The sequence below is a fragment of the Escherichia sp. 94.0001 genome, from assembly GCF_013369155.2.
Classification (GTDB): domain Bacteria; phylum Pseudomonadota; class Gammaproteobacteria; order Enterobacterales; family Enterobacteriaceae; genus Escherichia; species Escherichia coli_F.
This window is the reverse complement of sequence record NZ_JABWMS020000037.1, coordinates 1-15,239: the sequence shown is the minus strand read 5'-3', so window position 1 is coordinate 15,239 and position 15,239 is coordinate 1. Positions and strand designations below refer to the sequence as shown.

The following is a 15,239-nucleotide window of genomic DNA, read 5'->3' as shown; positions in this document are numbered from 1 at the left end:
TATATCGCACTTGAATCCTTCAAGGTACGAACGCGCAGCAGTTATATCAGGCCAGCCATCCCCTTACAACACCCCTTAATAAGGGCAAGCCCAATCCGCCATCTAACTTAGCGAGACAAAAAAAGGCTGGCAAGTCCGAATTAGCCTGCCAGCCCTGTTTTTATTAGTGCATTTTGCGCGAGGTCACTATTTTGCAGTCACAACCTGCATGCCAGACGGTTCATTTTGCAGCGCCAGAGTCAGAACTTCCTCAATGCGTTTCACAGGATGAATGTCCAGATCAGCAATTACGTTGTCAGGAATCTCTTCCAGATCGCGTTTATTTTCGAACGGAATTAACACTGTTTTAATCCCGCCACGATGCGCTGCCAGTAGTTTTTCTTTCAAACCACCGATCGGCAGTACCTGACCACGCAGAGTGATCTCACCGGTCATTGCCACATCGGCACGAACCGGGTTACCGGTCAGGCAAGAAACCAGCGCGGTGCACATAGCAATACCGGCACTCGGACCATCTTTTGGCGTCGCACCTTCCGGTACGTGGACGTGGATGTCGCGTTTTTCGTAAAAATCAGGGTTGATCCCCAGTTTTTCCGCACGCGCACGAACCACCGTTAACGCCGCCTGAATGGACTCTTGCATTACTTCGCCGAGCGAACCGGTATAGGTCAGTTTGCCTTTACCCGGAACGCACGCGGTTTCAATGGTAAGTAAGTCACCGCCCACTTCCGTCCACGCCAGACCGGTTACCTGACCGACACGGTTTTCGTTATCCGCGCGTCCATAGTCGAAACGCTGAACACCGAGGTAGTCATGCAGGTTATCGCCGTTAATTTCGATATGTTTTAATGACTTATCGAGCAGTAACTGCTTAACCGCTTTGCGGCACAGTTTGGAGATTTCACGTTCCACACCACGTACGCCCGCCTCACGGGTGTAGTAACGAATAATGCCGATAATGGCGCTATCGTCGACGGTCAGCTCACCTTTTTTCAGTGCATTACGTTCAATCTGCTTTGGCAGCAGGTGACGTTTGGCGATGTTCAGTTTTTCATCTTCGGTATAACCGGAGAGGCGAATCACTTCCATACGATCCAGCAGCGGTGCCGGAATGTTCATGGAATTCGACGTCGCGACAAACATCACGTCGCTGAGATCGTAATCCACTTCCAGGTAGTGGTCGCTGAACGCTACGTTCTGCTCTGGATCCAGCACTTCAAGCAGTGCGGAAGCCGGATCGCCTCGCATGTCAGAAGACATTTTGTCGATCTCATCGAGCAGGAACAGCGGGTTTTTCACGCCCACTTTCGCCATTTTCTGGATCAGTTTACCCGGCATAGAACCGATGTAAGTACGGCGGTGACCACGGATTTCCGCTTCGTCACGCACGCCGCCCAGCGCCATACGAACATATTTACGTCCGGTAGCTTTGGCGATGGACTGACCAAGAGAAGTTTTACCTACCCCCGGCGGCCCTACCAGGCAGAGGATCGGTCCCTTGATTTTGTTGACACGGCTTTGAACCGCAAGATACTCAAGGATGCGATCTTTCACGCGCTCCAGACCATAATGGTCGGTATCAAGGATTTCCTGCGCCTGACGCAGGTCTTTTTTGACCTTGCTACGCGCATTCCACGGTACCTGTACCATCCAGTCGATATAACCACGCACTACGGTCGCTTCTGCCGACATCGGAGACATCATTTTCAGCTTCTGCAACTCTGCTTCCGCTTTCTCTTTTGCCTCTTTCGGCATTTTCGCCGCGTCGATTTTGCGCTTCAGGGCTTCGTTTTCGTCCGGCGCGTCGTCCATTTCACCGAGTTCTTTCTGAATAGCTTTCATTTGCTCGTTCAGATAGTACTCACGCTGGGATTTCTCCATCTGCTTTTTAACGCGGTTGCGAATGCGTTTCTCAACCTGCAGCAGATCGATTTCCGATTCCATCATCGCCATCAGATATTCCAGACGTTCGTTGACGTCGGACATCTCCAGAACAGACTGTTTGTCAGCCAGTTTCAGCGGCATATGCGCAGCAATGGTATCCGCCAGACGCGCCGGATCGTCGATGCTGTTCAGCGACGTCAGCACTTCTGGTGGAATTTTTTTGTTCAGCTTGATGTAGCCTTCGAACTGGCTGATTGCAGTACGCACCAGCACTTCCTGTTCCCGCTCATCAATGGTCGGCGACTCCAGATACTCCGCCTTCGCAGAAAAGTGTTCGCCATTGTCAGAGAGCGCAGAAATACGCGCGCGCTGTAACCCCTCGACCAGCACTTTGACGGTGCCGTCAGGCAGTTTCAGCATCTGCAATATAGAGGCCACGGTCCCGACGGTGAAAAGATCGTTTACACCCGGCTCATCCGTTGAAGCTTCTTTCTGCGCGACCAGCATAATTTTTTTATCATGGTCCATCGCCGCTTCCAGACAACGGATAGATTTTTCCCGCCCGACAAATAAGGGGATGACCATGTGCGGATAAACCACCACATCGCGCAGCGGCAATACGGGGATTTCAATGCGTTCAGAACGCTCAGGATTCATAGAGCTCTCTCTTAGTTTAATTTCCGCCAGGTAATCAGATGACACGACTGTGCTTCACGCCATCTATTAACATGTACGTCAGTATATGGGGATGTTTCCCCCACATTCAACGCCGAGAATAGAGGAAAAATTAAAGGGGAGATAAAATCCCCCCTTTTTGGTTAACTAATTGTATGGGAATGGTTAATTATTCACCAGATGCCTGTTGCGCTTCCGGCTTGCCATAAATCAGCAACGGCTTGCTTTGACCATCAATTACCGATTCGTCGATAACCACTTTTTCGACGTCTTCCATGGACGGCAGATCGTACATGGTATCGAGCAGTGCGGCTTCTACGATGGAACGCAGGCCACGGGCACCGGTTTTACGCGCCATCGCTTTCTTAGCGATAGCATCCAGCGCCTCGTCACGGAATTCCAGATCCACGCCTTCCAGATTAAACAGCGCCTGATACTGCTTGGTCAGGGCGTTTTTCGGCTCTTTGAGGATCTGAATCAGAGCTTCTTCGCTCAGTTCATTCAACGTTGCGACAACCGGCAGACGACCAATGAACTCAGGGATCAGACCAAACTTGATCAGATCTTCCGGTTCAACCTGCGCCAGCAGCTCGCCTTCACTTGCTTTGTCAGATTTCGCTTTTACCGTCGCACCAAAACCAATGCCGGAGCCTGTTTCTACACGATGGGAAATCACTTTATCCAGACCGGCAAACGCACCGCCACAGATAAACAGGATCTTAGAGGTATCAACCTGCAAGAATTCCTGCTGCGGATGTTTACGCCCACCTTGCGGTGGAACAGCAGCTACCGTACCTTCGATCAGTTTCAACAGTGCCTGCTGTACGCCTTCACCGGAAACGTCTCGGGTAATGGACGGGTTGTCTGACTTACGAGAAATCTTGTCGATTTCATCGATGTAGACAATCCCGCGCTGCGCTTTCTGTACGTCGTAATCGCACTTTTGCAACAGCTTCTGAATGATGTTTTCAACGTCTTCGCCCACATAACCGGCTTCGGTCAGCGTGGTTGCATCGGCCATGGTGAACGGGACGTCCAGCAGGCGCGCCAGCGTTTCGGCCAGCAGCGTTTTACCGGAACCGGTCGGACCGATCAGCAGAATGTTACTTTTGCCCAACTCGACACCATTGCTGGTATCTCCGTTGCGCAGACGTTTGTAGTGGTTGTATACCGCGACCGCCAGCACTTTTTTCGCCTGTTCCTGACCGATAACGTAATCGTCCAGGTGGTTGCGAATTTCATGCGGCGTCGGTAGCGCACTGCGTTCACGATGCGGTGCAACTTCTTTAATCTCTTCGCGAATGATGTCGTTACATAAATCAACACATTCGTCGCAGATATACACGGATGGACCGGCAATCAGCTTGCGCACTTCATGCTGGCTTTTGCCGCAAAAAGAGCAATACAGCAATTTGCCTGAGCCATCTTTGCGTTTATCTGTCATGGGTCAAAACCTCTTCTTTGTTCTTTGTGCCGCACACGACGACGCAAATGCCATTCTCAGGCGCAAGCCGCTTTATAGCGTTGTGCCGCCCTGGATAAGTATAGCGGCACAGTTGCGCCTCTGGCATCAATTACGATGGGTCAGAATCGAATCGACCAGACCGTATTCCACCGCTTCAGGGGCGGAAAGGAAGCGATCGCGCTCGGTGTCACGTTCAATCTGTTCTAATGATTGACCCGTATGAAGCGCCATAAGTTCATTCATACGCCCTTTAACTTTCAGAATTTCACGGGCATGAATTTCGATATCGGTCGCCTGGCCCTGGTAGCCGCCCAACGGCTGGTGAATCATCACGCGCGAATTCGGCAGGCAGAAACGTTTACCTTTTGCCCCGGCGGTCAGCAAGAAAGCGCCCATCGAGGCCGCCTGGCCCATGCAGATGGTGCTGACATCAGGCTTGATAAACTGCATGGTGTCATAGATAGACATCCCGGCAGTGATCACCCCGCCTGGGGAGTTAATGTACAGATAGATATCTTTTTCTGGGTTTTCTGCTTCCAGGAACAGCATCTGCGCCACAATCAGGTTAGCCATGTGGTCTTCAACCTGGCCAGTCAGAAAAATGACGCGTTCCTTAAGTAGACGAGAATAGATATCAAAAGAGCGCTCACCACGTGAGGTCTGTTCAATGACCATCGGCACCAGCGCCATATGGGGTGCAAAGTTATCTCGTTCGCCGCTGTATGACATTTCCGTCTCCTGGATAAAATTGAAAAAACCTGCTGTACCGATTGTAACCTTATGGACGGATTATCAGCTAGTCCCTGTGTTATGGGTACGGCATCACCATATTTCAAGCATAACAATCTTTTGTTGTTACGCTAACACCGAAAGAGGCTTTTCGCACGGTTCCATGCAAAATTCATGACAAAAAAAAGACCCACCACCTGGCGGTGATGGGCCTTTGTGCGAATTTAGCGCGTTATGCTGCGTAAATTACGCCTGCTGGTTCATCAGCTCGTTGAAAGTGGTTTCTTTTTCAGTCACTTTCGCTTTCGCCAGTACAGCTTCAACAGCCTGTTCTTCCAGAGCAACATTGCGCATGTTGTCCATCAGTTCTTTGTTTTTGCTGTAGAACTCGATAACTTCTTTCGGATCTTCGTACGCAGAAGCCATCTCTTCGATCAGGCCTTTAACGCGTTCTTCGTCAGCTTTCAGCTCGTTGGTGCGGATAACTTCGCCCAGCAGCAGGCCAACAACTACGCGGCGTTTAGCTTGTTCTTCGAACAGTTCGCGCGGCAGTTCCAGAGCCTGTTTTTCGTTACCGCCGAAACGCTGTGCAGCCTGGCGACGCAGAACGTCGATTTCGCTGTCGATCAGCGCAGCCGGTACGTCGATGTCGTTAGCTTTTACCAGACCTTCGATCGCCTGAGACTTAACGCGGTTACGGATGGCGCTCTTCAGCTCGCGCTCCATGTTTTTACGCACTTCAGCGCGCAGACCTTCTACGGAACCATCTTCAACGCCGAAACGTTTGATGAATTCTGCAGTCAGTTCCGGCAGTTCACGCTCTTCAACTTTCTTCAGGTTGATAGCGAATTTCGCTGCTTTACCTTTCAGGTTTTCTGCGTGGTACTCTTCCGGGAAGGTCACGTCGATGGTGAACTCTTCGCCAGCTTTGTGGCCTTTGATACCGTCTTCAAAGCCCGGGATCATACGACCCTGGCCCATCGCCAGTACGAAATCAGACGCTTTACCGCCTTCGAACTCTTCGCCGTCTACAGAACCGGTGAAGTCGATGGTTACGCGGTCTTCTGCTTCAACAGCGCCGTCTTTTTCTTTCCAGGTCGCCTGCTGTTTACGCAGAGTATCCAGCATGCCGTCAACGTCAGCGTCGGTCACTTCAACGATCGGTTTTTCAACTTCGATCGCTTCCAGACCCTGCAGTTCAACTTCCGGATAAACTTCAAACTCTACAGAGTAGGTGAAGTCTTCACCCAGCTTGTATTCGCCCGGAACATAAGTCGGTGCGCCAGCCGGATTGATTTTTTCTTTAATGATGGCGTCAATGAAGTTACGGCTCATCAGGTCACCCAGAACGTCCTGGCGTACAGACGCGCCATAACGCTGAGCAACGATATTCATTGGCACTTTGCCTTTGCGGAAGCCGTCAATACGTACTTTTTTCGCAACGTTGACCAGCTCGCTTTTAACAGCGGTCTCGATGCTGTCAGCAGCGATAGTAATCGTTACACGGCGGCCAAGGCCTTGAGTGGTTTCAACTGAAACTTGCATCTTGTTACCTCAAAAAATCACAGTGCTCGGTCAACTCTTACCCCGCAAGCACAGGTTGTTGGCTTCGCGGAACCGGGATGTTCTTATAATCAATCACATTCCCTGTTACCAGAATCATCCCGAAAGCATTCAAATAGGACGCGGCATTATAGCGGCATCACTTTTATGAGTCGAGAACGGTTATTGCGCGCTGTCGCGTATTTTTTCACAATTCCCGGGCAATTTTCGTCTGAATGCTGGGCAAAAAGCGCAAAATCCAGACAAAACAAAACGGCCCGCAGGCCGTTTTTCATAAAATCTTTAGCAACATACTGGAAAAGCGCCGACAGTTGCAAATGCGTTTTTACGCGATGCTTCCTGCTCCACGACAGGGAGGAGAGGCAAAGACGGTGTCCTGCAACCCTTCCCACTCCTTAATAGTGTAAGTATGCAGAGCCAGCGCATGAACGGTAGTAGAGAGTTCCTCCGCTAAAGTACTGTAAATCATTCGATGACGATTCAGAAAACGTTCACCCGTAAAACGATCGCTGACCAGCACAACTTTAAAATGGCTTTCAGAGCCGGCTGGGACATTGTGACGATAGCTTTCATCCACTACTTCGAGGAATACGGGTTGGAACGCCGCCCTTAATTTTTCTTCTATCCGCTCACGTATCATCATGAAATATCTCCTCCGACAACGCTGAGATGTCATCCATCCCTTTAAATACTAGCCGCTTTTACCGTTTCCATTGCAGCTTAACAACAAATATTTAGGTTTCGTCCTGGTTTTTCCGTCAAGCGTATGAAGTTTACTGATTTAAAGATTGAAACACAGACCTCGCATCAGCGTTTCTTTTACCAGGGGCGATTATTTCGTCAACATGATGAATTTACATGCCTTACCCACTTCCCCTCGCCGTTGGCAATGTTATGATGGCGGGAATTTTTACCAAACACGCTTTAGAGTCTCTGAGAGCCCGAACATGTTCAAAAAAATCCTCTTCCCGTTAGTTGCTCTGTTTATGCTTGCAGGATGCGCAAAACCGCCAACAACTATTGAAGTTTCACCGACGATAACACTGCCACAGCAGGATCCAAGCCTGATGGGCGTCACCGTAAGCATTAATGGTGCCGATCAGCGTACCGATCAGGCGCTGGCAAAAGTCACCCGCGATAATCAAATCGTTACCCTGACCGCCTCCCGCGATCTGCGTTTCCTGCTGCAAGAAGTACTGGAAAAACAGATGACCGCGCGTGGTTACATGGTTGGTCCGAATGGCCCGGTTAATCTGCAAATCATCGTTAGCCAACTGTATGCTGACGTGTCCCAGGGCAACGTGCGCTATAACATCGCCACCAAAGCGGATATCGCTATCATCGCTACCGCGCAGAATGGCAACAAAATGACCAAAAACTATCGTGCCAGCTACAACGTTGAAGGTGCGTTCCAGGCCTCCAACAAAAATATCGCCGATGCGGTTAACAGTGTGCTGACCGATACCATCGCTGATATGTCTCAGGACACCAGCATCCACGAATTCATCAAGCAGAACGCGCGTTAATTTCTGCCCTCTGGCCCGGTGCAAACCGGGCCTGTAGACGCCCATGTCCAGTCAATATTTACGTATTTTTCAACAGCCACGTTCAGCCATATTGCTGATTCTGGGTTTTGCTTCCGGGCTACCGCTCGCCCTGACATCCGGCACCTTACAGGCCTGGATGACGGTCGAGAATATCGATCTTAAAACCATTGGTTTCTTCTCTCTGGTAGGCCAGGCTTACGTTTTTAAATTCCTCTGGTCACCGCTGATGGACCGCTACACGCCCCCATTTTTCGGGCGGCGGCGCGGTTGGCTGCTCGCCACGCAAATCCTGTTATTAGTCGCTATTGCGGCGATGGGTTTTCTCGAACCAGGCACCCAGCTCCGCTGGATGGCGGCACTGGCGGTGGTGATCGCTTTTTGCTCTGCCTCCCAGGATATTGTCTTCGATGCGTGGAAAACCGATGTGCTCCCGGCAGAAGAGCGTGGTGCGGGCGCGGCAATCAGCGTGCTGGGTTACCGTTTAGGGATGCTGGTTTCCGGCGGCTTAGCCCTGTGGCTGGCAGATAAATGGCTGGGCTGGCAGGGCATGTACTGGTTGATGGCGGCGCTGTTGATCCCCTGTATTATCGCGACGTTGCTTGCACCAGAACCCACCGACACCATTCCTGTGCCCAAAACGCTGGAACAAGCGGTTGTTGCACCTCTGCGAGATTTCTTTGGTCGCAATAATGCCTGGCTTATTTTGCTTCTTATCGTGCTGTATAAGCTGGGCGACGCATTCGCTATGAGCCTGACAACCACGTTTTTGATTCGCGGCGTCGGGTTTGATGCGGGTGAAGTAGGCGTGGTTAACAAAACGCTTGGCTTACTGGCGACCATTGTTGGCGCATTGTACGGTGGGATTTTGATGCAGCGCCTGTCGCTGTTCCGTGCACTGCTGATTTTCGGCATTTTACAAGGTGCATCTAACGCCGGTTACTGGCTGCTGTCGATTACTGATAAGCATCTCTACAGCATGGGTGCAGCCGTCTTTTTCGAAAACCTCTGTGGCGGGATGGGTACATCAGCCTTTGTCGCGCTGTTAATGACGCTGTGTAATAAGTCATTTTCCGCTACTCAATTTGCCCTGCTCTCAGCGCTTTCTGCTGTAGGGCGAGTTTATGTCGGCCCCGTGGCGGGTTGGTTTGTTGAAGCACACGGCTGGTCGACATTCTATCTGTTCTCCGTCGCCGCTGCCGTACCAGGGCTTATTTTGCTGCTGATTTGTCGCCAGACGCTTGAATATACACGAGTAAATGACAACTTTATCTCCCGCACCGAGTATCCGTCAGGTTATGCCTTTGCCATGTGGACACTGGCGGCGGGCGTCAGCCTGTTGACCGTGTGGTTACTGCTGTTGACGATGGACGCGCTGGATTTGACGCACTTCTCTTTTCTGCCTGCTCTGCTGGAAGTCGGGGTTTTAGTCGCCCTTTCTGGCGTCGTGCTTGGTGGTTTGCTGGATTATCTGGCGCTACGAAAAACGCATCTGACGTAATCTGTAAATATTATTTAGCTGTAGTAATCACTCGCCGTAATTATTACGGCTAAATAAACATCAGCATCGCTTATTAATATTTGTTCTTTTGTGCGGCTTAGTGTTTGGAAATTATTGACACCATTTATGAATTCTATTTTTTCTTACACGATTCAGCTAATGAGACTTTATTTCCCCACCACCCAATTGTCACCTTAATGATAATTATTTGTTAAATAAATGTTTTATTTAGCATTGGTTATACCAATTGCCCGCTCAGACTCCTTCTGCACTCCCCTTTCGTTATAACGCCCTTTTGCAACAGCTTCTTAAAATCAACTTGATATGTTTTGCAACATATGTGACCTGGCAGCCAAATCCAAGTAACAGGAATTTAATCATGTTTACAGTAATGTAACCTTCCCGTAAAATGCCCACACACTTTAAACGCCACCAGATCCCGTGGAATTGAGGTCGTTAAATGAGACTCAGGAAATACAATAAAAGTTTGGGATGGTTGTCATTATTTGCAGGCACTGTATTGCTCAGTGGCTGTAATTCTGCGCTGTTAGATCCCAAAGGACAGATTGGTCTGGAGCAACGTTCACTGATACTGACGGCATTTGGCCTGATGTTGATTGTCGTTATTCCCGCAATCTTGATGGCTGTTGGTTTCGCCTGGAAGTACCGTGCGAGCAATAAAGATGCTAAGTACAGCCCGAACTGGTCACACTCCAATAAAGTGGAAGCTGTGGTCTGGACGGTACCTATCTTAATCATCATCTTCCTTGCGGTACTGACCTGGAAAACCACTCACGCTCTTGAGCCTAGCAAGCCGCTGGCACACGACGAGAAGCCCATTACCATCGAAGTGGTTTCCATGGACTGGAAATGGTTCTTCATCTACCCGGAACAGGGCATTGCTACCGTGAATGAAATCGCGTTCCCGGCGAACACTCCGGTGTACTTCAAAGTGACCTCCAACTCCGTGATGAACTCCTTCTTCATTCCGCGTCTGGGTAGCCAGATTTATGCCATGGCCGGTATGCAGACTCGCCTGCATCTGATCGCCAACGAACCCGGCACTTATGACGGTATCTCCGCCAGCTACAGCGGCCCGGGCTTCTCAGGCATGAAGTTCAAAGCTATTGCAACACCGGATCGCGCCGAATTCGACCAGTGGGTCGCAAAAGCGAAACAGTCGCCGAACACCATGTCTGACATGGCAGCGTTCGAAAAACTGGCCGCGCCTAGCGAATACAACCAGGTGGAATATTTCTCCAACGTGAAACCAGACTTGTTTGCCGATGTGATTAACAAGTTTATGGCTCACGGTAAGAGCATGGACATGACCCAGCCAGAAGGTGAGCACAGCGCACACGAAGGTATGGAAGGCATGGACATGAGCCACGCGGAATCCGCCCATTAAAGGGGTTGAGGAAGAATAAAGATGTTCGGAAAATTATCACTTGATGCAGTCCCGTTCCATGAACCTATCGTCATGGTTACGATCGCTGGCATTATTTTGGGAGGTCTGGCGCTCGTTGGCCTGATCACTTACTTCGGTAAGTGGACCTACCTGTGGAAAGAGTGGCTGACCTCCGTTGACCATAAACGCCTCGGTATCATGTATATCATCGTGGCGATTGTGATGTTGCTGCGTGGTTTTGCTGACGCCATTATGATGCGTAGCCAGCAGGCCCTTGCCTCTGCGGGCGAAGCGGGCTTCCTGCCACCTCACCACTACGATCAGATCTTCACCGCGCACGGCGTGATTATGATCTTCTTCGTGGCGATGCCTTTCGTTATCGGTCTGATGAACCTGGTGGTTCCGCTGCAGATCGGCGCGCGTGATGTTGCGTTCCCGTTCCTCAACAACTTAAGCTTCTGGTTTACCGTTGTTGGTGTGATTCTGGTAAACGTTTCTCTCGGCGTGGGCGAATTTGCGCAGACCGGCTGGCTGGCGTATCCACCGCTATCGGGAATAGAGTACAGTCCGGGAGTCGGTGTCGATTACTGGATATGGAGTCTCCAGCTATCCGGTATAGGTACGACGCTTACCGGTATCAACTTCTTCGTTACCATTCTGAAGATGCGCGCACCGGGCATGACCATGTTCAAGATGCCAGTATTTACCTGGGCATCTCTGTGCGCGAACGTACTGATTATTGCTTCCTTCCCAATTCTGACGGTTACCGTCGCGTTGTTGACCCTGGATCGCTATCTGGGCACCCATTTCTTTACCAACGATATGGGTGGCAACATGATGATGTACATCAACCTGATTTGGGCCTGGGGCCACCCGGAAGTTTACATCCTGATCCTGCCTGTTTTCGGTGTGTTCTCCGAAATTGCGGCAACCTTCTCGCGTAAACGTCTGTTTGGTTATACCTCGCTGGTATGGGCAACCGTCTGTATCACCGTGCTGTCGTTCATCGTCTGGCTGCACCACTTCTTTACGATGGGTGCGGGCGCGAACGTAAACGCCTTCTTTGGTATCACCACGATGATTATCGCCATCCCGACCGGGGTGAAGATCTTCAACTGGCTGTTCACCATGTATCAGGGCCGCATCGTGTTCCATTCTGCGATGCTGTGGACCATCGGTTTTATCGTCACCTTCTCGGTGGGCGGTATGACAGGCGTGCTGCTGGCAGTACCTGGCGCGGACTTCGTTCTGCATAACAGCCTGTTCCTGATTGCGCACTTCCATAACGTGATCATCGGCGGCGTGGTGTTCGGCTGCTTCGCAGGGATGACCTACTGGTGGCCTAAAGCGTTCGGTTTCAAACTGAACGAAACCTGGGGTAAACGCGCGTTCTGGTTCTGGATCATCGGCTTCTTCGTTGCCTTTATGCCGCTGTATGCGCTGGGCTTCATGGGTATGACCCGTCGCTTGAGCCAGCAGATTGACCCGCAGTTCCACACCATGCTGATGATTGCCGCCAGCGGTGCAGTACTGATTGCGCTGGGTATTCTCTGCCTCGTTATTCAGATGTACGTTTCTATTCGCGACCGCGACCAGAACCGTGACCTGACCGGCGACCCGTGGGGTGGCCGTACGCTGGAGTGGGCAACCTCTTCCCCGCCTCCGTTCTATAACTTTGCCGTTGTGCCGCACGTTCACGAGCGTGATGCATTCTGGGAAATGAAAGAGAAAGGCGAAGCGTACAAAAAGCCAGACCACTATGAAGAAATTCATATGCCAAAAAACAGCGGCGCCGGTATCGTCATTGCGGCTTTCTCCACCATCTTCGGTTTCGCCATGATTTGGCATATCTGGTGGCTGGCGATTGTTGGCTTCGCAGGCATGATCATCACCTGGATCGTGAAAAGCTTCGACGAGGACGTGGATTACTACGTGCCGGTGGCAGAAATCGAAAAACTGGAAAACCAGCATTTCGATGAGATTACTAAGGCAGGGCTGAAAAATGGCAACTGATACTTTGACGCACGCGACTGCCCACGCGCACGAACACGGGCACCACGATGCAGGCGGAAACAAAATCTTCGGATTTTGGATCTACCTGATGAGCGACTGCATTCTGTTCTCTATCTTGTTTGCTACCTATGCCGTTCTGGTGAACGGCACCGCAGGTGGCCCGACAGGTAAGGACATTTTCGAACTGCCGTTCGTTCTGGTTGAAACTTTCTTGCTGTTGTTCAGCTCCATCACCTACGGCATGGCGGCTATCGCCATGTACAAAAACAACAAAAGCCAGGTTATCTCCTGGCTGGCGTTGACCTGGTTATTTGGTGCCGGATTTATCGGGATGGAAATCTATGAATTCCATCACCTGATTGTTAACGGCATGGGCCCGGATCGCAGCGGCTTCCTGTCAGCGTTCTTTGCGCTGGTCGGCACGCACGGTCTTCACGTCACTTCCGGTCTTATCTGGATGGCGGTGCTGATGGTGCAAATCGCCCGTCGCGGCCTGACCAGCACTAACCGTACCCGCATCATGTGTCTGAGCCTGTTCTGGCACTTCCTGGATGTGGTTTGGATCTGTGTGTTCACTGTTGTTTATCTGATGGGGGCGATGTAATGAGTCATTCTACCGATCACAGCGGCGCGTCCCATGGCAGCGTAAAAACCTACATGACAGGTTTTATCCTGTCGATCATTCTGACGGTGATTCCGTTCTGGATGGTGATGACAGGGGCTGCCTCTCCGGCCGTAATTCTGGGAACAATCCTGGCAATGGCAGTGGTACAGGTTCTGGTGCATCTGGTGTGCTTCCTGCACATGAATACCAAATCAGATGAAGGCTGGAACATGACGGCGTTTGTCTTCACCGTGCTAATCATCGCTATCCTGGTTGTAGGCTCCATCTGGATTATGTGGAACCTCAACTACAACATGATGATGCACTAAGAGCGGCGGTTATGATGTTTAAGCAATACCTGCAAGTAACGAAACCAGGCATCATCTTTGGCAACCTGATCTCGGTGATTGGGGGATTCCTGCTGGCCTCAAAGGGCAGCATTGATTATCCCCTGTTTATCTACACGCTGGTTGGGGTGTCACTGGTTGTGGCGTCGGGTTGTGTGTTTAACAACTACATCGACAGGGATATCGACAGAAAGATGGAAAGGACGAAGAATCGGGTGCTGGTTAAAGGCCTGATCTCTCCTGCTGTCTCGCTGGTGTACGCCACCTTGCTGGGTATTGCTGGCTTTATGCTGCTGTGGTTTGGCGCGAATCCGCTGGCCTGCTGGCTGGGGGTGATGGGCTTTGTGGTTTATGTCGGCGTCTACAGCCTGTACATGAAACGCCACTCGGTCTACGGCACGTTGATTGGTTCGCTCTCCGGCGCAGCGCCGCCGGTGATTGGCTACTGTGCAGTGACAGGCGAGTTCGATAGCGGCGCAGCAATCCTGTTGGCTATCTTCAGTCTGTGGCAGATGCCTCATTCTTATGCCATCGCCATTTTCCGCTTTAAGGATTATCAGGCGGCAAACATTCCGGTACTGCCGGTGGTGAAAGGCATTTCGGTAGCGAAAAACCACATCACGCTGTATATCATCGCCTTTGCTGTTGCCACGCTGATGCTCTCTCTTGGCGGTTACGCTGGGTATAAATATCTGGTGGTCGCCGCGGCGGTTAGCGTCTGGTGGTTAGGTATGGCGCTGCGTGGTTATAAAGTTGCTGATGATCGAATCTGGGCACGCAAGCTGTTCGGCTTCTCGATCATCGCCATCACTGCCCTCTCGGTAATGATGTCCGTTGATTTTATGGTGCCGGACTCGCATACGCTGCTGGCTGCTGTGTGGTAAATTCACGACGTTCACTAAGATAAAACGCCCCGGATGACGCATCCGGGGCGTTTTTTATTATGCTAATTGCAAGGCGCTACGATCGGGCGCAAAGCCAACTCATGAGCCATAAATCAGACAGCATCTCTGCCGCCTGCGGGTTGTTTATTTTAATTCCCACAGCTTATGCGTCTCGATTTTTATGGTCGGTTCACCGCTAGCTTCATCAATGTCGGCATCCTTTATTTGAATCATCCCTGGATGCTGAGGATCTGGTTTTATCAATCCATCAGCCATTGCGCCTTCCTGAATACTAATATTCATAGAAAATGAAGGTATGGTCTTAATCCATTGTCCCTGTTGGATGTCATAAAGATAAATGACTCGCCAGCCGCTACTCCACCAGTCAGGCCCCAGTGCAATGCGATCGCGCCCGCTACCGTCGAGATCTTTTATCGTCATCACATAACCTACCAGACACTGCCTGATTTTTACCGGCTGTATATTAGGGTTGCTATTCCAGAGAAAACACTGGCATTCATATGCGCCATCTTCGTCATCAATACAAGCGCCACCTGTGCGCGGATTCTGAACCGCCCCGGGAATCCTGGAGACTAAACTCCCTGAGAAAGAGGTAAACAGG

12 protein-coding genes and 1 pseudogene are annotated in these 15,239 nt (G+C 50.9%); 7 read left to right on the top strand and 6 right to left on the bottom strand.

The annotated features are described in order from the left end of the window. Positions 1-186: 186 nt before the first annotated feature. The 5 genes from lon to bolA all read right to left on the bottom strand — a co-directional run bounded on the left by lon (position 187) and on the right by bolA (position 6,959). The gene (gene lon / locus HEN33_RS16235) at positions 187-2,541 is read right to left on the bottom strand and encodes an endopeptidase La (protein WP_176263574.1); all 2,355 of its coding nucleotides are present in this window, start codon (positions 2,539-2,541) and stop codon (positions 187-189) included. A 187-nt stretch (positions 2,542-2,728) separates the two neighbouring features. Beyond that, positions 2,729-4,003: an ATP-dependent protease ATP-binding subunit ClpX gene (gene clpX, locus HEN33_RS16230; protein ID WP_000130305.1), complete on the bottom strand. Its 1,275-nt coding sequence runs from the start codon at positions 4,001-4,003 to the stop codon at positions 2,729-2,731. Positions 4,004-4,129: 126 nt separating this feature from the next. Beyond that, positions 4,130-4,753: an ATP-dependent Clp endopeptidase proteolytic subunit ClpP gene (clpP, locus tag HEN33_RS16225; protein ID WP_000122253.1), complete on the bottom strand. Its 624-nt coding sequence runs from the start codon at positions 4,751-4,753 to the stop codon at positions 4,130-4,132. Between the two features lie 246 nt (positions 4,754-4,999). Next, positions 5,000-6,298 (bottom strand): trigger factor, encoded by a 1,299-nt coding sequence (gene tig / locus HEN33_RS16220; RefSeq protein ID WP_001198386.1) that lies wholly within the window; start codon positions 6,296-6,298, stop codon positions 5,000-5,002. A gap of 343 nt (positions 6,299-6,641) precedes the next feature. After that, positions 6,642-6,959, bottom strand: a complete 318-nt coding sequence (bolA, locus tag HEN33_RS16215; RefSeq protein WP_000973448.1) for a transcriptional regulator BolA — start codon at positions 6,957-6,959, stop codon at positions 6,642-6,644. A 304-nt stretch (positions 6,960-7,263) separates the two neighbouring features. Between bolA and HEN33_RS16210 the strand changes: the two genes are divergently transcribed. The 7 genes from HEN33_RS16210 to cyoE all read left to right on the top strand — a co-directional run bounded on the left by HEN33_RS16210 (position 7,264) and on the right by cyoE (position 14,617). After that, positions 7,264-7,842: a lipoprotein gene (locus HEN33_RS16210; RefSeq protein WP_001295326.1), complete on the top strand. Its 579-nt coding sequence runs from the start codon at positions 7,264-7,266 to the stop codon at positions 7,840-7,842. 43 nt (positions 7,843-7,885) lie between these two features. Next, positions 7,886-9,361: a muropeptide MFS transporter AmpG gene (gene ampG, locus HEN33_RS16205; RefSeq protein ID WP_176263573.1), complete on the top strand. Its 1,476-nt coding sequence runs from the start codon at positions 7,886-7,888 to the stop codon at positions 9,359-9,361. Positions 9,362-9,821: 460 nt separating this feature from the next. Beyond that, the gene (gene cyoA, locus HEN33_RS16200) at positions 9,822-10,769 is read left to right on the top strand and encodes a cytochrome o ubiquinol oxidase subunit II (protein WP_001239441.1); all 948 of its coding nucleotides are present in this window, start codon (positions 9,822-9,824) and stop codon (positions 10,767-10,769) included. Positions 10,770-10,790: 21 nt separating this feature from the next. Continuing rightward, positions 10,791-12,782 carry a cytochrome o ubiquinol oxidase subunit I gene (gene cyoB / locus HEN33_RS16195; protein ID WP_000467180.1) on the top strand — a complete coding sequence of 664 codons (1,992 nt, stop codon included), beginning with the start codon at positions 10,791-10,793 and terminating at the stop codon, positions 12,780-12,782. Then, positions 12,772-13,386 (top strand): cytochrome o ubiquinol oxidase subunit III, encoded by a 615-nt coding sequence (locus tag HEN33_RS16190; RefSeq protein ID WP_000179807.1) that lies wholly within the window; start codon positions 12,772-12,774, stop codon positions 13,384-13,386. The genes cyoB and HEN33_RS16190 overlap by 11 nt, the downstream gene beginning before the upstream one ends. Beyond that, positions 13,386-13,715 carry a cytochrome o ubiquinol oxidase subunit IV gene (locus HEN33_RS16185; protein WP_000019869.1) on the top strand — a complete coding sequence of 110 codons (330 nt, stop codon included), beginning with the start codon at positions 13,386-13,388 and terminating at the stop codon, positions 13,713-13,715. The genes HEN33_RS16190 and HEN33_RS16185 overlap by 1 nt, the downstream gene beginning before the upstream one ends. A gap of 11 nt (positions 13,716-13,726) precedes the next feature. After that, entirely contained in the window at positions 13,727-14,617 is an 891-nt protein-coding gene (gene cyoE / locus HEN33_RS16180; protein WP_000971336.1) for a heme o synthase, read from the top strand. 144 nt (positions 14,618-14,761) lie between these two features. On the opposite strand, the pseudogene HEN33_RS16175 reads toward cyoE, so the two are convergent. Next, a pseudogene (locus tag HEN33_RS16175) lies at positions 14,762-15,239 on the bottom strand (hypothetical protein); the annotation flags it as partial.